The organism is Dawidia soli (assembly GCF_018598185.1).
In the GTDB taxonomy this organism is placed as follows: Bacteria; Bacteroidota; Bacteroidia; order Cytophagales; family Cyclobacteriaceae; genus Ohtaekwangia; species Ohtaekwangia soli.
Genome location: NZ_JAHESC010000027.1, coordinates 25,322 through 45,657, shown reverse-complemented (window position 1 = coordinate 45,657; position 20,336 = coordinate 25,322). Strand labels below are relative to the sequence as shown.

General features: G+C 52.7%; 10 protein-coding genes. 1 reads left to right on the top strand and 9 read right to left on the bottom strand.

The features are described 5' to 3' along the window. Nucleotides 1-158: 158 nt before the first annotated feature. Nucleotides 159-4,220 (top strand): hybrid sensor histidine kinase/response regulator transcription factor, encoded by a 4,062-nt coding sequence (locus tag KK078_RS18215; RefSeq protein ID WP_254091737.1) that lies wholly within the window; start codon nt 159-161, stop codon nt 4,218-4,220. Between the two features lie 18 nt (nt 4,221-4,238). Here the strand turns inward: KK078_RS18215 and KK078_RS18210 are convergent, their stop codons facing one another. The 9 genes from KK078_RS18210 to KK078_RS18170 form a co-directional block, all read right to left on the bottom strand. Next, a complete protein-coding gene (locus tag KK078_RS18210) occupies nt 4,239-6,620 on the bottom strand; it encodes a sulfatase-like hydrolase/transferase (protein WP_254091736.1) in 2,382 nt (793 codons plus the stop codon). A 52-nt stretch (nt 6,621-6,672) separates the two neighbouring features. Continuing rightward, complete coding sequence (locus tag KK078_RS18205; RefSeq protein WP_254091735.1) at nt 6,673-8,085, bottom strand: sulfatase family protein; 1,413 nt, start codon at nt 8,083-8,085, stop codon at nt 6,673-6,675. A 13-nt stretch (nt 8,086-8,098) separates the two neighbouring features. Next, on the bottom strand, nt 8,099-9,574 hold the full coding sequence (locus KK078_RS18200; protein WP_254091734.1) for a sulfatase family protein: 1,476 nt from the start codon (nt 9,572-9,574) through the stop codon (nt 8,099-8,101). Between the two features lie 44 nt (nt 9,575-9,618). Further along, nucleotides 9,619-11,856, bottom strand: coding sequence for a glycoside hydrolase family 2 protein (locus tag KK078_RS18195; RefSeq protein ID WP_254091733.1), 2,238 nt, complete (start codon nt 11,854-11,856; stop codon nt 9,619-9,621). A 70-nt stretch (nt 11,857-11,926) separates the two neighbouring features. Continuing rightward, nucleotides 11,927-13,978: an arylsulfatase gene (locus tag KK078_RS18190; RefSeq protein WP_254091732.1), complete on the bottom strand. Its 2,052-nt coding sequence runs from the start codon at nt 13,976-13,978 to the stop codon at nt 11,927-11,929. 23 nt (nt 13,979-14,001) lie between these two features. Further along, the gene (locus KK078_RS18185; protein ID WP_254091731.1) at nt 14,002-15,420 is read right to left on the bottom strand and encodes an arylsulfatase B; all 1,419 of its coding nucleotides are present in this window, start codon (nt 15,418-15,420) and stop codon (nt 14,002-14,004) included. A gap of 32 nt (nt 15,421-15,452) precedes the next feature. Further along, a complete protein-coding gene (locus KK078_RS18180; RefSeq protein WP_254091730.1) occupies nt 15,453-16,922 on the bottom strand; it encodes a sulfatase in 1,470 nt (489 codons plus the stop codon). Nucleotides 16,923-16,926: 4 nt separating this feature from the next. Continuing rightward, nucleotides 16,927-18,618, bottom strand: a complete 1,692-nt coding sequence (locus KK078_RS18175; RefSeq protein WP_262898722.1) for an arylsulfatase — start codon at nt 18,616-18,618, stop codon at nt 16,927-16,929. After that, nucleotides 18,612-20,324 carry a RagB/SusD family nutrient uptake outer membrane protein gene (locus KK078_RS18170; RefSeq protein ID WP_254091728.1) on the bottom strand — a complete coding sequence of 571 codons (1,713 nt, stop codon included), beginning with the start codon at nt 20,322-20,324 and terminating at the stop codon, nt 18,612-18,614. The genes KK078_RS18175 and KK078_RS18170 overlap by 7 nt, the downstream gene beginning before the upstream one ends. Nucleotides 20,325-20,336 lie beyond the last annotated feature (12 nt).

Genomic DNA, 20,336 nt, shown 5'->3' with positions numbered 1-20,336 from the left:
AAAAGCGAACAACAAACGTTTGATTTGAATCAAAACGAGCTTTTTTTCTGAGCAAGAGCCGAAAAAATGACTTAATTTAAAACGCTTATGATCCACCTGCGGGTAAAGCGTCCAGTCATCAGTCCTTTATACAAAGCCGAAAGCAACGAGTCGTTCTTATGAAACCCCTGAAAAAACCACGCGCAGCAACGCTTGTCCTACTTCTCTCCTTTCTCTGCATACGTGTCTATGCGCAGGATCGCATTCATTTCAGAAACTATGCGGTGACGGACGGCCTGAAGTCGAACACCATCTGGGCGATCTCGCAGGATGAGCAGGGTTACATGTGGTTTGGCACCAAAGACGGGCTGAGCCGGTTTGATGGCTATCAGTTCAAATCCTTCAAGTTCGATAAGAACAATCCATCTTCCATTGGCAATAATTTTATCCGAAAGATTTTCAAGTACGACGCCAAGACATATTGGATCGGTACAGAGGAAGGCCTCTTTATCCTCGATCTCGAAACGGAGGCTTTTCACCGGTTCGATACCGTGGGCACGAACCTGGTCTTCGACATCATGAGGGATCGCCGCGGTTCCTTATGGATCGCTACAACCAGCAAGGGCGTATTCCAATACAATCCCGCCGACGGCTCGGTCAGGAATTTTGTACATCGAAACGACGACCCCAATACCATTTCCATCAATCTCGTCAGGGCTCTTGCAGAAGACAACGACGGGAACATCTGGATGGGAACGGTGAAGGGCCTGGATGTGCTGAATCCACAAACACTAAAAATGCGGCATTACTACGCGGGCGAACAGGACGGCTCCATCTCGAACAGCAACATCATTTCGCTTCACAAAGACCTTTCAGGAAATATCTGGGTGGGCACACTCACGGGCGGACTCAATGTATATAATAAGAACACGGACAAGTTTATCCGCTACATCAAATCCGATAAGAAGAACTCCATCAATGATGATATCGTCAGGTCTATTTATCAACCTGCCCCCGATAAGTTATACATCGGCACCGAAAAGGGGCTGAATATACTCGATATCCCCACGCAAACTTTCCGGCATTACGTCAACAAGAACAACGATCCGCACAGCATCAGCGATGATGCGGTTTATTCAATTTTTGAAGACAAGGAGGGTGGCATCTGGCTGGGTACTTATTTTGGGGGCGTGAGCTATTTTCATCCGGACGACACGAACTTCGCGTTATACTATCCCACAGAAGAAAAGAACACCCTATCCGGCAACGCCGTCAGTGCGTTTCTCGAAGACGGACCCGGCAGAATATGGGTAGGAACGGAAGACGGGGGCTTGAACCTTTTTGAGGCGCAGACCAAAACCTTCAGGCAATATCCTTTCGAACCCGGCCAGGAGAAACTATCGTATCACAATATCCATGCGCTGTATAAGGACAAGCATGGCAACATCTGGATCGGTACCTTCGCGGGCGGATTGAACATTTACAATCCGCGCACCGGCAAAATCAAAAGATACCAGTTCGATCCCGCTGACGATCATTCGCTGAGCAACAACACGGTCTACACCATCAACGAAGACCGCCGCGGCAGGATCTGGGTGGGAACCGTGGCCGGTGTGAACCTCTACAATCCGAAGAAGGACAACTTCAACCGGATCACCCGAAAGAAACTCGGACGGTCTGTTATTTATGACATCTATGAAGACGCTCAGGGTGTAATCTGGTTTGCCACCTACAACAATGGCCTGGTGGCGCACAACCGTAACACCGACGAGTGGCTGCAATTTGGAAAGGATAGCGGCCCCACCTCACCCAGCACCAACAAGATCATCTCGATCTATTGCGGCAAAGACGGCAACCTGTGGCTGGGTACAGACGGCGGCGGCCTCAACTACTTCGATCGCAAAACGAGCACATTCAAAGTATTCGATGAACACCACGGCATTCCCGCCTCCCTGATCTACGGCATTCTCGAAGATAACAGGGGGCAGCTGTGGCTCTCGACCAATAACGGCATCATCAACTTTGATCCCGGTCAACAAACGGGCAAACACTACGACAAATTTGATAATCTTCAGAGCCCACAGTTCAACTACAAGGCTTATATGAAGGCATCGGACGGCCGGTTCTATTTTGGCGGTATCAACGGATTCAACGTGTTTCACCCGGATAGCATTACGAGCATACGATCTCAACAATCTGTGACCTTTACAAACCTGCAGTTATTCAACAAAGACATCACCCTAAATGAAGAAGGCAGTCCATTGCAAAAAGTGATCAACCACTCCGGGGACCTTACGCTCACGCATGCGCAGTCCGTAGTCAGTTTTGAATACGCCGCGTTGAGCTACCTGTCGCCCGGAAGGACAAGTTACGCTTTCAAGATGGAGGGGTTCGACGATGATTGGAACTACGTGGGTGACCAAAGAAAGGCCACTTACACCAACTTGCCCGCGGGTGACTATGTCTTCAGGGTAAAAGCCACCGGTACCGACGGAACGTGGCAAAACCAGGAGGCGTCGCTGAACATCAGTATTCTTCCTCCCTTCTATAAATCAACTCTCGCCTATGTGGCCTATTGCCTGTTAACGCTGGGTATATTTATCATTGCCAGGAAGAGCGCCATCCGCAGGCAGGAGAAAAAGAATAAGATCAGGCTGAAAAAATTGAAGAACAAAGAGGAAAGGGAATTTTATAAGCAAAAGATCGAGTTCTTCACCACCATGGCACACGAGATCAGGACACCGCTATCGCTGATCACGGCTCCGCTGGAGGACCTGATTGCGTCCGCCAGGGGTGGCGCAGAAGTGCAGGACCACCTCAGAATCATGGACCAGAACGCGAACCGCTTGCTGACGCTGGTCAACCATCTGCTGGACTTCAGGAGAATAGAGAGTAAGGCTTACACCATTAGCACTGAAAAAATGGAGCTGGTCACCGCCGTGCAGTCCCTGTATGCCAGGTTCTCTCCCATTGCCGACAAGCAACACATTCAATTTACGATGAGCACCACCACCGACCGGTTGGAGGTGAAAGCCGATCCTGAAGCGTTGACCAAGATCCTGAGCAACTTACTGATCAACGCCTTTAAGTTCACCCGAAGCCGCGTGCAGTTGAGCATCCATGAGCCGGTCAAAGATGAGCAGGGCCGGTGTTTCTTTTCCATCAGTGTTGAAGACGATGGCATAGGCATACCCCAGGAACACCTGGGAAACATCTTCAAGAAATTCTTCAAGATTACTTCCGGAAAGCACCACTATAGTAATCTTGGCGGCACAGGTATCGGTCTTGCGCTGGCGAAATCATTGTCTGCCAAACACGGTGGCGACCTGATGGTGGAAAGCGAGGAAGGATTAAAAACGATTTTCACCGTGATGATTCCGCTGGAGCGACCCGACAAGGCTGAGCCAGGAGGTATAGTGGCCGTGGCGGAAGAAACGGGCGCTATAAGCAAACAGGACGTGGGCCGGCAGACCATACTGTTTGTAGACGATGATGCCTCCATGCGTGACTACGTTTCGTTAAGCCTGGCGGCCGAAGGCTATAAATGCCTCACCGCTGACAATGGCGTGGTCGCGCTGGAATCTTTGAAAAAGGAAGAAGTGGACCTGGTTGTGTCAGACCTCGTCATGCCGGAGATGAACGGCATGGCGCTCTGCCAGGAACTGAAGTCGAACATTGATTACAGCCATATTCCGTTCATACTATTGACCGCCAAGTCAAACCTTGAAGCGGAAATAGAAAGTATTGAAAGTGGAGCGGATTTTTACATCACAAAACCCTTTACCTGGCGACACCTTAAGGTAGTGATCAAAAATCAGCTGGAGTCACGGACCCGGTTAAAGCGTAAATTCTCACAACAGCCGTTTGCCGAAACCGTAACGCTTGCCACCAACCGGCGTGACGAGAAATTTCTGCAAAAGATTGTCGACATCATCGAGGCCAGGATGGCCGATCCACAATTGTCCGTGGAAGAACTCAGCCGTGAAATGGCCATGAGCAGGTCATCCCTTCACAAGAAAATGAAATCACTGACCGGCCAGGGGCCCAATGAATTTATCCGCCTGGTCAGGCTCAAGAAGGCTGCCAGGCTGCTCATTCAAAATGAATACAACGTTTCTGAAGTAGGCTTTATGGTGGGCTTCAACTCACACTCCTACTTTTCAAAATGTTTTATCCAGCAGTTCCAGATTGCTCCCAGCGAATTCGGCGAAAAACATATTCCGGAGAACGTGAAGCTCTGAAGCTCGGCCGGGCGTTAATTAATTGATCTTGATCTTCGCCCCCACGGAAGTTCTCCAGGCTGCCAGTTCTTGCTTCAGCTCGGTTACTTTAGCAGCCTGTGCTTTTGACAGGTCGCGTTGTTCACCCGGGTCGTTCTTGAGATTAAAGAGCTGCACTTCGTTTTTATCGAAGAACTCTATCAGTTTCCAGTCGCCCTTGCGAATACTGCCGGCTGACCTTCCGCCCAGGAAGTGGGGCTCCACCAGCGGGTAGTGCCAATAGAAGCTGCGTGCCGGCAAAGAACCGCCCGGGGCTCTCAAAACTGAGGCGAGGGATATGCCGTCAAGCTTCTGGCCACGGTGTTTGGCGCCCGTCCCTTCCAGCAATGTGGGATAGAAATCGAAATTAACGATGGGCTCATGCACCACGCTACCTTGCGCGAACCGTGTTGGGTTCCACACAATGAGCGGCTCGCGCACGCCGCCTTCGTATAACATACTTTTGCCACCACGCAGGGGTGCATTCGATGTGACATTCACCTCCCCCCCATTGTCGCTGGTGAAGATGACGATCGTGTTTTCTGCCAGGCCCAGGCTTTGCAATTGGGCCATGATCATGCCCACGCCTTCGTCTATGGAATACAACTGCGCGGCCAGGTGCGGATTGTTTTTTTCAGCCCGGTAGTCAGCAGGGAATTTTTTATACGGATCATTCTCGCTGTTGTTTTTACCGGGGGCGCTGGTTCCTGCACCGGCTTTCTTCCTGAAGTGGGCTACAAGCTCGGGCTTGCCGTGCACCTGGGTATGGACCGCATAATGGCTTAAAAAAAGGAAGAAGGGCTTTTCTTTGTTCCGCTCAATAAATTCCACCGCTTCAACGTTCTCACGATCCGTGAGGAACTCGTACGCGCCGGGCAGCTTCTTTTCTATTTCGCGGTTGAAGTGGTAGGGATGGAAGTAAGTGCCGTCAGCAATACCCCTGTTCTCACTGATCATGACTTCGGCAAAACCATGCTTGTCGGGTAACGTCTCTTCGGGTGCCCGATGGTTACGGTATCCGGAGAGGTGCCATTTGCCGACGATGCCGGTTTGATAGCCGTTCTTCAGAAACATCTCCGCGAGGGTGACATACGCGGTATCGAGGTGATCGGCCGCGTTGGGCCTCAGGTAATCGGTTATGCCTACACGGGCGGGATACTGGCCCGTCATAAGCGCCGCGCGGTAGGGCGAGCAAACGGGAGCTGATGCATAGGCATTGGTAAACCGCACGCCCTGTGCAGCAAGCTTGTCGAGGTGGGGCGTTTCGTTGAACGTATTGCCATAACACCCCAGCTCGGAGTAACCCAGGTCATCGGCCAGGATAAAAATTACATTCGGTCGTGATGCCTTGCCCGCCGGCTGCTGCTGAACGGCTTGCTTCTTTTCCAGGAAACGGAAATTTGCGCCATCGATCTCGAGCCGATCCGGGCCGGCCGCATCGTGGGTAAAGGTCATCCTGGCGAGCGCAGTCCTTCTGGGGCCCACGGCTGTGCTGGAGCTATGTGTATGGAACACGTAGAACATTCCGCCCTGGCCGTCAGGCACTACATCTCCATGGCCTGTTCCATTCACCCCTGCGGTATTCTTACTCAGGATCGGGTTGCCGTTGTATTTCTCCCAGGGGCCGAACGGGCTTTTGCTTGTGGCATACCCCACGGCATAGTTGGGGTTTTTAAAATCATTGGCGCTGTAGAGGAGATAGTAGAGTCTTTCGTGTTTTAACACAGTGGGGCCTTCCGTCACGGTCCATTTGTCGCCGGCCGTATTTTCCCAGGGTGCTGTTGCACGGATACACTCTGTAAGTGTCTGGGGTTTGATCGCCAGGAGATCATCGGTCATCTCTGCCACGAATATGCGGTTGCCGCCATCGGTCACCCGCACGTAGTATAGATACTTCTTTCCGTCATCGTCCATAAAAATAAACGGGTCGATCTCTTTAACCTGCGCGGGCAAGGCGGCCGGTGTGCTTTGGGTAAACGGCCCCAGCGGACTACTGCCAGTGGCAATGGCGATCTGCGTATTGGCGGTGTAGGCCATATAGAACTTACCACCATGAAAAACTACCTGCGGCGCCCAAAAACGTGACGTGCCGAAAGCGTCGCCCCTTTTTAAAGCGAAACCGTCCTTCCGCCCTGCGGGGCCTTCCCAGTTTTGCAGGTCGCGCGATGTGAATACTTCGAATCCATCAGGCGACCTCGTGCCATACAGATAATAAAGGCCGTCATGAAAAAAGATGTGCGGGTCTGCCAGCAGCAGGTTATTTTCGGTCTTTGACGGAGCAGGCTGAGCAATAGCTTGTGCGTAACTGCCATACCCCGCTATCAGCAGAACCGCGAGCACACGGTTGATGGCAAATGAACTGATCGTAAAAAAGGATTCCATAATTATATTTTTTTCCGAACCACGGTCGTCACTATCGTAGCGGGTTCTTTTGTCAATGCCCGGCTTTACTATATACCTTATCCATGGGGGCGCCTTCATCGCCCTGTTGGTTCATCCACCGGCGCAGTTCGTCGGTCAACGTTTTGATCCGCGCTGCATGGGCCGGATCGGCAGCAAGGTTTTTCAATTCCCAAGGATCGGTACTGATGTCGTAAAATTCCACCGGGGGCCTGGTGGTGAGGCGCCGTGTGATAAACTTTGCTTCTTCTGAAGTCTGTGCTTTCTCCAGCCACGAATCCCACAGCATGGTATTTTTACCGGCCATGGTATACTTGATCTTATAGTGTGCTTCGGGCGTGAGGTTGAGTATGAGCTTGTAGCGGTCATCGCGGATGCTCCTCATGGGATAGGCGGGGCCTTCGGGAATGTTGTTGTGAATGCCATATGCATACTGCCGGTGTTTCTCAGTCTTGCCTTCTATCACGGCCAGAAAGCTGGTGCCGTCCAGGCCCTCTATGGGTTTACCGCCCGCAAAGTCCACTAGCGTAGGCGTGATGTCTTCATACTGCACGATGGCATCCGTTTCGCGGGGCGCCTGTATTTTTCCGGGATACCAGGCTATCATGGAACTTTTCTGCCCATGGTCCCAGCAGGTCCATTTGCCGCCCAGAAATTGCGGCCCCTGCTCTCCCAAAAAGATCACCAGGGTGTTTTTATCTTTCCCTGTAGCGCGCAGCATGTTCATGACCGCGCCTACCTCATTGTCCAGCTGCATGACTTCTGCCAGGTATTTGGTGAACTGCCGGCGTGTTTCGCGGGTATCGACCCAATCGGGTGGGAGCACGAGTTTATCGGCATTGAATTCCCCCGGGTTGCCAACGGTCCACGGTGCGTGAGGGTTGATACTCATGACAAAGAGACAAAAGGGTTCTTTGCTACTGCTGACAAAACTCGTAAGACTGTCTATTGTATAGTCGGCGGTTTTTGAAACGCAATTTTTCTGGAAGCCGCCAATGATCTCGAAGGGGAAAACGGAACGCGGCCGGGTGCTATGATTTTTTCCCGTGAGGGCTACCTTGTAGCCCAGGTCGCCGAGATAGTGACCAATGCTTTTCAGGTTATCGAATACGGCTTTATGATTTTGAAAAGAGCCGTGCCGGGCAGGATATAGCCCGGTGAAAAGCGAAGCCCTGGTGGGCGTGCACATGGATGTGGAGGCATAAATCTGCCTGAACCTCAGCCCCTGCCTGGCCAGCGCATCGATGTGTGGAGTGGTGATGTTCGTGCCCCCATAGCAGCTCAGCTCACTGCTGGCCAGATCGTCTGCCATGATAATGACCACATTGGGTTTACCGGTAGCGTCTGCTTTCTTATTCTTTGGTTGCGCGTGCGATGCCACGGTACTGATGAACAGCGTTAGCAGCAGGACAAGATCAACAATACGGTTCAGTTTCTTTGCTTTCATAGATCGTGGATTATTAGTCAAGGAAAACATACGGGGCCACCGGTTTTTTGCCTTTGACAGGTTCTGCTTCGGGTTTCAGTTCTTCAGGGCCGGTTTCAAAGTCGCCCTGCTGCTTGCGCCAGGCGGCCACCTTACCCCGGTAATCCGCTAACATCTTTGCGTACTTTGGATCGGCAGCCAGGTTGTGAACTTCATCGGGATCGGCTTCAACGTCATAGAGCTCTTCCGCAGGATGATGGTGGTAGCGCTGCAGCACGGCGGCGGCGTGTTTATCGCTCTCCGCTTTCTCCACCCACGAGCTCCAGTATTCGCGGCCACCATTATGATCCTTGGCTTTGTCCATGTGCGTGTGATAGACATTTTCAGGCGCCAGGTTGAGAATGTATTTGTAACGATCCGTTCGCAGCATACGCGATGGAGAGCGGTTCATCAGCTTGTCGCCGGTATGCGACGCAAATACCACTTCACGATGCCTGTCGGTTTCTCCTTTCAGCACCTTCAGGAAGCTTTGTCCGTCTATCGCATCCGGCGCGGTGCCTCCGGCCATCTCCACGAAAGTAGGAAGCAAGTCTGCCTGCGAGACGAGTGCGCCCGTGCGGCCGCCCTGGCTTACCTGCGTGAACCAACGTACCATCATCGGCACGCGGATGCCGTCGTCATAAAGACTCCACTTGGCAAAAGGCCATTGCGGGCCCTGGTCAGCCGTGAACACTACCATGGTGCTGGCTGCCAGGTTGTGCTTGTCCAGGCTTTCCAGCAGTTTGCCAAAATTCCCATCCATTTTAGTGATGTCTTCATAATACCGAGCGCGCGCCTGCCGCGTTTTATCCGTATCGACATGAACGGAAGGAATATCGATTCCTCCGGGAGCATAGGTGGACTTCTCCGGCCACACCACATGCGGGCTGTGGTCTGCCACGATGAGCAGGAAAGGCTGATCTTTGGACTGTTGTGCCAGCCATTGGTCAACCGGCCCCATGTTCAGGTCATAATGTAGTCCGGGCCTGCCTTCAAACCCGGGTTCGATCACATTGGAGTGCGAGACGTGCTCAAACGAAAAAACCGATTGCGGCCCCACGTGCAGCTTGCCGGCAATGGCCACCCGGTAACCCAACGGCTGGAGGTAGTGAACCAGCGACCGGGTTTCCGGCTTCACCCCGGTGTGATTGCCGTGGGCGCCATGCCGGAAAGGAAAGAGCCCTGTGAGCATGGTGCTGCGTGAAGGGCCACACGTAGGCGAGCCGGCAAAAGCGCGTGTAAAGAGCAGTGATTCTTTCGTGAATTGATCAAGGTAGGGTGTTCTCACCACCTTATTGCCATAGGGCGCAATATCTTCCACACCCAGGTCATCGCCGATAAAGATCACGACGTTTGGCTGGCCGGGCTTTGGGGCCTGCTCGCCTTGTGCCCTGGCGGCATGCGTGGGTACCAGGGCAAAGGCTGCCAGCAAGGCGGCAGTAAGCAGCAGAAAGTGTTTATGGACTGTCATCGGATTTTTAAATCTGATCGTTGAACGTGAACTCCTGGGCGGATTTAGAAAGTATATAAACCAAAATCAAACTGCGAGTTGCTGGCCACTTTGCTCAATTCCACCACAAGCTGGTTTTTACCTTTGCGCAGGTATCCACAATACTCGCCGAGACTTACCTCGTCATAGTGGCGTTTGGTTTGGATAAATTTATTCAACACCAATTTTCCATTCAGATAAACTTTGGCGTCGCCGTGGGCGAGGATACGCAGCTGTAAGTTGGCGGGGATCTCGGTCAGCTGAAAAGATACCGTAGCCTGGCGGTTATCGCCTTTGGCCACAGCCACCGGTGCCTGCACGCTGGTAAAGCTCGACTCTTTGAACGGCGCAGATGAGGCCGTGAACGTTTCATTGGCGGAGATGCGCAGGGGCTGGGGTGTTACTTCAGAATCGCGCACGATGGTCAGCGGTTTAGACGGAGCGGTAAAGAGCGATTTGTGCAGCATGCGCAGCAAGGCGGGATCGATCTTCACCACTTTCCGGTCATAGGTCATCAGGCCGTTCACCTCGCCTTCCACGTCGGTAGTTTGCGTGTATACGGCCGCCGCCAGCCCGCGGTGGATCATGGGGAAGAGGTTATGCATAAGTGTGGCATATTCCGTGATCAGCTGTTCCCTGCTTTGGTAGGTGCGGTACCCCCAGTTGCGCATTTGCGGATTCCAGATGTGGTCTTCCACAGGCAAGCCGAGCCCACCGAATTCGCCCAGCACAATGGCGCGACCCGGATTGAGCTCCGCCGGCTCCATGGCCGGCCCAGGGTATTGATGGGCATCGTTGAGATGGCCGGCACCGCGGTCCGCCCAGCCACTCACACCATCAACAATGCGCGTGGCATCATACTGCTGCGTCCATTCCACCACGCGTTTCGTTTCATATTGACCCCAGCCTTCATTGAACACCACCCACACTACAATAGACGGAAAGAAGCGCAGGTGATCCATGATCGATCTCCACTCCTGCTCAAACTGCTGGGCAGATTCCCTGGGCCGCTTCCAGTCTTCTACGGACTGTGCTTTGACATGCTGGACCTCACGCTCGGCGGTATTGAAACCGCTCGCCATATCCTGCCATACCAGGAGCCCCAGGGAGTCTGCATAGTAGTAATAACGTGAAGGTTCGACCTTGATGTGCTTGCGCAGCATATTGAAGCCCATGTCTTTCAGCACATCCATGTCATAACGCATGGCGGCGTCAGAGGGCGGCGTGAGCAATCCGTCAGGCCACCATCCTTGATCCAGCGTGCCGTATTGAAACAATATCTCGTTGTTCAGCATAAGCCTTTGAAAACCGAAGGCATCTTTTGCCAGGGAGATCTTGCGCATGGCAAAGTATGACTTCACGTTGTCGAGCGTGGCGTTTGCGCCCGTGAGCGTGACCTCCAACTGGTAGAGCGAAGGGTGATAAGGCGTCCACAGGTCGGCTCCCGGCACGGACACCTCCAGGGGCTTGCCGGCGCTGCCTGTTCTCTCGGCCACGACCTTATTATCTTTCAAGACCTTCACCACGAGATTCTCTTTGCCGGTAGCACCGCGCAGCACGCTGTTGATCGTAACGGTACCCTTGTCAACATCCGGCACAGGTATGATGGAGGCAATGTGTGTTTTCGCCACAGGCTCGAGCCACACCGTCTGCCAGATGCCGGTTACCGGTGTATACCAGATGCCCTTGGGTTCCAGCACCTGTTTGCCGCGGCTTTGCGTGCCGGTGTCGGTAGGATCCCAAACGGAAAGCACAAGCTCCTGTGTACCCTTCTTCAGAAAAGGCGTGATATCGAATGTAAAGGGATCACTACCACCTTTGTGCAGACCTACCTTTTTGCCATTCAGCCACACGGTGGTCTGCCAGTCTACCGCATCGAAATGCAGTAATACATTCTTTCCCTTCCAGTCTGCCGGCACGTCGAACGTGGTGTTATACCACAGGTTCTGATCTGGCTTCACCATTTTACCCACACCGGATAAACTGGACTCGGCACAGAACGGCACCAGTATTTTTCCATCAAATGTTTTAGGCGCCACCGATTCTTTCGGCAGAATAGCGTAGTCCCACAATCCATTGAGGTTCTTCCAGCTTTCCCGCACCATCTGCGGTCTGGGGTACTGGCGCCAGGCATTCTCAGGCGTAATCTTCTCTCCCCAGGCCGTTTTCATTCCCACCGGATTCAGCCCCTGGCCAAGGGTGGGTGCCTGCATCATGGCAGAAGAAACCCACACAACAACAATTAGTGATAAGCATTTTTTCATATCAGTATGACTTCATTTTACGATTACGAGATTAGGTATTGGACATTGGTGTTGGATATGGCACGGCTGTTTACTTTGTCACAGGCACAAGCTCCACGTCATCGATCCATACCACGTCACCCGTGCGGAGCTTGCCAAAGTAAAAGGCTATCTGGTAGGCGCCATTCTTCGGAATTTCGAAATCCCTGGAAGCGCTGCTGATGGCATGGTTTGATGTCGTGATCTCCTCGTCCACCAACTTCTCCCCTTTGCTATTCTGCATTTCCATCCGCATGATGAACGTGGTACTTCTGGTTGCCTTTGAACGAAATTTCACCTGGTAGGTCTGCCCCTGCCCGAGCTTTACATTCCAGATCATCACCAGGCCGTTGGATTTATCTCCCGGCTTGAGCATGGTGACTTTTGCTGCATTCCTGCCGGTGAGCTGGCCGGTGGTGTCTAACATAACCATGCCTTCGGCGGTGTTGTTCTGTTTTATGTTCCAGCCTCCCAGGTTGTCATCAAAGGATCCATTCACCGTTCTTCTGTATACCTCCATGCGTTTGCCATAACCGCGGGTGTCCAGGGGGAAGGCGCCGATCTTGTTCGCCCACGTAAGCCAGTTGTCATACATCGCGTTAACGCGGTCAGGATATTTTGAAGCGAGGTTTTTCATTTCCGATGGATCGGCCTCCATGTCGAACAATTCCAGCGACTCCTTTGAAAATCCTTTGTCTTCCGGGGTGCTGGCTACCAGCTTCCATTTTCCATCGCGCATGGCGATGTTTGCCTCATGCTCCCAGTAAACAACCCCGCGGTTATTGGAATGCCCCGTAAAATGCGGCACCAGGCTTTTTCCTTCCAGGGGCGTGATGGCATTTCCTTTGTACCGGGCGGGATATGTGGCTCCCGCTACATCCACACAGGTGGCCATGATGTCGCTCACGTGGCCATACTCTTTCACAAAAGTGTTGTTGAATTCACGCTCGATGCCGGCCGGCCAGTGTGCTATGAGCGGTGTGGCGATGCCACCCTCGTGCGTATAGTGTTTGTATTCCCTGAACGGCGTGCTGCCCACGTTGGCCCAGGGCATACGATAGCTTTCGAAGGTGTCTTCTTTTCCGTTCACGACCTTGCTTTGACCGCTGCTGATAAATTCAGCACAGGCGCCGTTGTCACTCAGGAAAAGGATCAGGGTATTGTCAAGTTGTTCTTTTTCCTTCAGCTTGGCCACGATGCGGCCTATGCCCTGGTCCATGATATCGATCTGCGCCGCATAGATGGCCATACGCATCGCCATTTCATTTCGTTTTTCTTCAGAAAGCGACTCCCAGGATTCTACCTGCTGATCTCGTGGGGAGAGCAGCGTTCCCTTCGGAATGACACCCAGCTTCATTTGTCTTTCAAACCGCTCCTGTCTGATCTTGTCCCATCCTGCGAGGTACCGTTTTTTATACTTGTCGATTTCCTTCTGCAGGGCGTGAAGCGGCCAGTGCGGCGCGGTGTAGGCCACATACATGAACATCGGGGTGTTCTTGCGCTGAGCAAAGTGACGATCGATATAATGTACGGTCGTATCGCTGATAGCATTGGTGAGGTAAAAACCGGCCGGAGCAGGATACCGATCATTGTTGCTATAAATTACCGGTGTGAAGTAATTGGAGCCGCCGGGGATAATTCCAAAATACCGATCGAAGCCACGTTGCTTCGGCCAGCTATCCGTGACCATACCGTCAATTTTCCTTTCGTTGGTGAGATGCCACTTGCCGGCCATATATGTACCGTACCCTGCGCTCTTTAATACTTCTGCTATCGTCACACAGTGGTTGTTCAAATTACCCTGGTATGGTGGTGTGCCGAGATCAGCGGCGGCCATCCATCCCATCCCGGCCTGGTGCGGGTAGACCCCCGTCATGAGCGAAGCCCGTGTAGGGCAGCAGCGTGCCGCGTTGTAGAACTGCTTGTATCTGATACCGCCCGAGGCAAGCTTGTCCAGATGGGGCGTGCTCACTTCGCCGCCATAGCTGCTCAAATCAGAATAGCCCATGTCATCGGCCAGGATCAGCACGATGTTGGGCCTTTGCTGCGCGGCAACCGACAAAGGAAAAAGACATACCGCAATAAAAATTCCAATGCTTTTCATATCATCAAAAAACGTTTTACAGATCACTCTTTAATGACCCAATCTTTGGGCGCCTGGAAGCCGGCCCTCCCTGCGCCATACGGCGGTACCGTTACGTCCGACCGTATGGCGTCGTATTCCGCCAGCCGTGCCTTCAGGCCGGTATAAACCTCGGGATTCTCCCCGGCTACATTGTGCTTTTCCGAGGGATCACCGGCTATGTTGAACAGGTGGTCCTCGGTGAGCCGCATGTTGGGATTTTTATCCGAAGCAACAATCAGTTTCCATTCGTTACTGACGATCGCTCCCGAGCCGAGGTAAAGCACCCGGTCTACGGTTTGTCTTTTTTCGGTGAGCACCGGCATCATGCTCATGCCATCAAGCGGCCTTGAAGGCGTATCACGGATGCCGGCAATCTCCATCAACGTAGGCATAACGTCTACATAACCCATCACCTGGTTGATGACCCTATGCCCCCGGAAACCTTGGGGCCACCGGATGATGGCGGGCGCACGCACCCCCCCCTCCCACTCCGTGAACTTAGTACCCTTTAATTCGCCGCTGCCCGATCCCCGGATGCCTGGCGCAGCGCCGTTGTCGCTGTGAAAAAGCACCAGGGTGTTGTCTTCCATGCCGAGCTCCTTGAGGGTGCTGAGTATCCTGCCGATGTTATGGTCCATGTTGGTGACCATGGCCGCATAGGTCTGCTGCTGCGTATTGCCGCGTCCCTCCCTACTTTCCACCTCGGCGCTGTTCTTATTACCAAACGCAGGTTTGGTGCTGTCATAACCGTAAGGAACCATATCTTTTTTCTTAGCCTGCAGCGGACCATGCGGCGCGTTGTAGGCCACATATAGAAAGAAAGGAGAATCTTTCCTGTAAGCTTTGATATTCCTGATCGCTTCGTCGGTAAGCAGGTCCGTAGAGTAGCCCTTGTCATGGCTTACAGCAAAGTCATTATGCCAATCGAGCTCACCTTCCCTTTCATGCGTAAAATAATTTATCGCACCGTTAAGGTGACCATAGAAGTGTGTGAATCCCCGGTTGAGCGGATGGTATTTCCGTGCCGCGTGACCAAGGTGCCATTTTCCAAGGATCGCCCGGTTTTTATAACCTGCACGTGCCAGCACCTGCGGAAGAAAGGTCTCGCGGGTGTCTACGCCAAAATCAGACCATGGTGGAATGACCGTGGTCCGCAGGCCAAACCGGTCGGGGTAACGTCCGGTGAGCAACCCTGCGCGCGTGGGTGAACAGACCGCGGCCACATAGAAACGATTCAACTCCACACCCTCTTTCGCCAGGTGGTCTATATTGGGGGTATGGATGGTGCTGCCGTGATATCCAACATCACCCCAGCCGAGATCGTCAGCGAGAATGATGATGATGTTTGGACGGACGGTCTGCGCTTCGGCGATCGAGCTCGCGAACAGTAAAAAGACGACGAGTGTAGAAAATCTATACATAGCTCTCATAGACACTTTTTTTCCGATGGCGTTTAATTCGATTGCATTTGTTTTCGTTTTTTCTTTTTACTTGTAGCAGGAACCGTTTTGCGCGGAGTGACGAGGTCTTCATTTTCCGCCAGCACTGACTTTTCAAAACGCGTGGGTATTGAACGGGACAGTTCTTCCATGACCGGTTTCATGGCCGCCCGACCTGCCAGGTTGGTATGCTCATACGGGTCGTTGGTATGATCATACAATTCCTTCGAGCCATCCGGATAAATGATGTACCTGTAGCGTTCGTTCCGCAGGGAAGTATAGTTCTCTCCAAACGTAGTCAACCCGGGGCGCTCCCATGTGAAGGCAGGGTCTTTCAGCACCGGCACAAAGCTTTTGCCATCGAGTGTCTGCCGAGGCCGGTTTAAGCCACAGTAGTCTACCAGTGTGGGATAGATGTCGATCAGGCCTACCGTTTGCGGGCAGATGCTCGCTTTGCCTCCCGGCATCCTCACCAGGAAAGGAATATTATCTGCCTGTTCCCAAAGGGTCTGCTTGGTCCAGTGATCTTTAGTGCCGTTGTGAAAACCGTTGTCAGACACTAAAATCACGAGTGTGTTCTTAGCATAGACGCTTTTATCGAGGGCTTCCAGCACGCGTCCCACATTCCAATCGGCGAAAGAGGTGTTGGCACAATATGCCTTGAGATAGGTCTGCATGTTGTCCGCGCGTGACAATCCATTTTTCATGACCCGGTTCAGGCCGTCTGATAATTCCTGACCCATTTCAGGAACATCGTCGAGATCGTTTTTGAGATACCCGGGCGGCTCAGGAAAATTCACGCCTTCATACAGGTCATAAAATCTCTTGGGCGCCGTGTAGGGTGAATGCGGGCGATAGAGGCCATAATACATGAAGAAAGGCTTATCATGCTGTTGGGCCAGAAACGCGGTGGCTGCATCTGCATTGACCACGTCTGTAAAATCGGTATCAGGCCCCTCCCAGGGCTTGACATCGTACCAGTGCCCCTTTCCCGTGGCAAATGGCCCATACCCGCCATGAAAGACCTTGTTGTCGAACATCTGTTTCTCCCGTTCGCCCAATGGCACGTGGAAGGTCTTGCCGCCGCCCCACGTGGTATAGCCACTCCGTTTGAAAAGCTCCGGCAATGCCTCGACGCCCGCCAGCAAGGTGGACCGTGTCCACACGTCCGGCCCATTGCGATAGACACCGGAGTGGTGCGGATATTTGCCACTGAAGAACGCCGCGCGGGAAGGAACACAGACCGGCGCTGCACAAGAGGCATTGCGGAAGTAATAAGCTTCCGACTTCAGCTTCCGGAAAGCCGGTACTTTCAGCACGGGATAGTCCTCTAAAAGACTCCAGCAATTCATGTCGTCAACAACAATAAGCAGCACGTTGGGCTTTTGTGATTGTGGTTGTGCCTGAAGCTTACCGACCACGCCTGGCAACACCAGCGAGGCCATCAGCATGGAGAATAAGTATAAAATAGAAGTTCTTTTCATGTTGTTATCGTTTTACAGATGCCGGTTTGGGAAGTACCTTGTTCTGAACGGCCCACGTCTGCCACTGCGCGGAGAGTTCTTTTACCAGGTCAGGATGCTGCGCCGCCACGTTCTCGATCTCTGTGCGGTCACGCTGCAAATCATATAGTTCCCAGGGCTTTTGATTTACGGCCAACAGTTTCCATCTGCCGTGGATCACGGCCTTCCTGCCGAGATGTTCAAAGAAAAGGTAGTCATGTGCCTGTCTCCGGTTCCCCTTGAGCACCGGCACAAGGCTGCGGCCCGGTGTGGGCGAGATGCTGCGCCCATTGAATTCCGTGGGGTAAGCTTGATGCGCCAGTTCAAGGAACGTGGCCATGAAGTCGATGACGTGCCCCACCTGGTCCGTTACACTTCCGCGGCGTGCCGTTATTCCGGCCGGCCAGTGCGCAATGAGGGGTGTGCAGATACCCCCTTCATAGGGTTCTGTCTTCCAATACCTGAAAGGCGTGTTGGACACGTTACTCCACATGTTATCCGCAGAGGCAAATGTCGTTTCAGGGCCGGGCATCATCTTTTTGTCAACGGGATAGATTATTTCTGCGCCCGTGCGCGTCTGTCCGGGCCGGTCAAACCCGGGCCCATATTTCTGTGCATCGTCTGAACTCGCACCGTTGTCGCTTAAAAAAAGAATAAGGGTATTCTCCAATTCACCGGATTGCTCGAGCGCACGGATGATCCTGCCGATACCCTGATCCATCCGGTCGATCATCGCCGCTTTCACCGCCATGGCCTGAATGTCCCACTCCTTGTCCGGATTCTCGTCCCACGTTCTTTTCCCATTCCATCGCGGTGATAAGATATTCTTCGTGCCACCGAACAAGCCTCTCTTCATCATTTTATCATACCGCTTTTGCCTGATCACATCCCACCCGGCACGATAAGTCTCCTTGTATTTTTTAATATCTTCCGGCAGTGCATGCAGCGGCCAATGCGGAGCTGTATAAGCTACATACAGAAAGAATGGATTGGATGCTTTACTGAACTGCCGCACGTAGGCGGAGGCGCTATCGCTGACGGCGTCGGTATAATAGAAGTTTTTAGGAACCGCCGGAACAGGCTCGGTGCCGTTCACCAATGCGAAAGGATCGAAATAGTTGACGACCCCCCAAATGTTCCCGTAGAATTTCTCAAATCCTCGTCCTGACGGATACTGGTTTACGGGAGAAAACACCGGGTAGCTCACCTGGTGGGCCTGCCAGCGAAGGTGCTCCTCTTTTGTCGATTGTTCAACGGTGTTGGAAACATGCCACTTACCCACCATGCCTGTATGATAACCGGCATCTCTTAACACTTCGGCAATCGTTACGGTATTCTCTGTGAGAAATCCGCGGTAGCCGGGCGCCTGCTGGTCTGTTGTCATAATGCCTACCCCAGCCTGGTGGTTGTACAACCCCGTCAATAACGCTGCGCGTGTAGGACAGCACCGCGAGGCATTGTAGAAGCGATTGAAGCGCAACCCCCTTCTGGCCAGCCGGTCAAGATTGGGGGTCTCGATCTCGCCGCCGTAGCAGCCGATGTCGGAATAGCCCAGGTCATCGGCCATGATCAGCACGATGTTTGGCCTTTTGTCAGGTAGCGCCCTGAACTGGGCGACCACCTGGTCAAAAGTAAATACAAGGACGAAAACTGCTAAAAGTCTGAGTAATCTTACCATCCGGCATTCTGATTTTCCATTCCAATACTCGGGTTTTGAAGCAGCTCGGTGGTGGGCACAGGAAACAGCAAGAACTTAGGAACTATTACATTCAAAGACTTGGCGTAGACTGCAAAAGAATTGCTCCACTTATTTTGTGCTGCCTGCCATACGGGAAGTACTTTCGGGTATTTCGCCTTCGGCAATTCTTCCAGGAACTGATATTCATACATGGTTTTGGTGGGATCGGAGGGATGCTGCATGCGTACCAGGTCAAACCACCTTTGACCTTCGCCGATAAATTCCAATCCGCGTTCTTCAAAAATCTTCATACGAAACTGCGCCTTCGTAAATGTGTGGCTTGCCGGAATGTCTGCGGGCACCGCGCGGGGTGTTCCATTGGCCTTTCTCGCCCTGGCCCTCACCATGTTGAATGCATCGACGGCGGTTAGTGTCGGGCCGTTCAATTCATTCAAGGCCTCTGCCTTGATCAGGTATATTTCCGCCAGGCGGATCACGAAAAAGTCGTTGCCGTTATTTCTTTCATCCTTGCCATTGGGATCGATGTATTTTCCTACGAGCGCGCTTGGCACCCTGGTCTGCCCGGCGCCGGCAATATCCGGATACATGATCACGGTGCTGCCTGTGGTACTCACGCCTTTTGGGTAGAAAGAAACTTCATTACGAAAATCGAGGACTCTTCCCGCGTCTGTCCCGGTTACGTAGTCGCCTGTGCGGTAGAAGTCGGCCACCCACGGCATCGGGCGGATACTGCCTGCACCCGTTCCATTAGCTCTGCCTGTTACTCCGGCAGTAACGGGGGCCATAAAACGCAGGGCGAATTCAGATCCTGCGGAAGGCTGTGCACGTGACTGATTATCGACCTGAAACCGGATGCCGAAGATCACTTCGTCATAAGCATCCGCTTCCTTATCAAGGTTGAACAAGTCGGCAAAACTGTTGATCAATATATATTCGTTGCTATTGATGACCGAGTCGGCATACACCACGGCCTGTGTGTAGCGCTCATCGGGATTCCCTCCTTTCAGAGAAAGCTGGTTGCCATAGGTCAGTAAAGCGTGTGCGAGCAGAGCCTGGGCGGCGCCTTTGGATGCGCGACCCAGTTCGCCCGCAGGTATGGCCGAATATAACGGCAGCCTTGCTGATGCTTTTTTCAGATCATCGAAAATCTGGGCATACACCTCGTCGAGAGGACTTCTCGGCAAATAGAAGTTGCTGTTGATATCCACAGCATCCAGGCGCAACGGTACAGGGCCATAGAGCCTGACGAGGTAATAGTAAGAAAAAGCCCTTAGGAAATATGCTTCGCCAGCCGCCCGCTTTTCTACAGCGGGATCCAGGTCAAGGTCGTCAACGATTTTGAGCAACGCGTTGGCAGAGGCGATGGAGAAATAGAACTGATTCCAAAAAGTGGCTGTATTCACACCGCTCAACGAGCGATTGGCAAATGGGCCAAATTCCGACCCGGCATCCGAGTACAGGTCGTCAGCCATGAGCATAAGCATCATCATGCCTTGAAATTTAAAAGCAGCGGCATCGTTAAACCTGGCGTAAGCACCATGGATAACAGCCTCCAGGTCATCTTCATTCGTAATAAGCTCCGGCGTGGGCGTATCCATCAATGATTCATTGATACTGCACGAATACAGTATACCCATCAAAACGAGTATCGGCAGTAACGCAGAGAGATATTTGAATATGTTCATTTCGCAGATTGT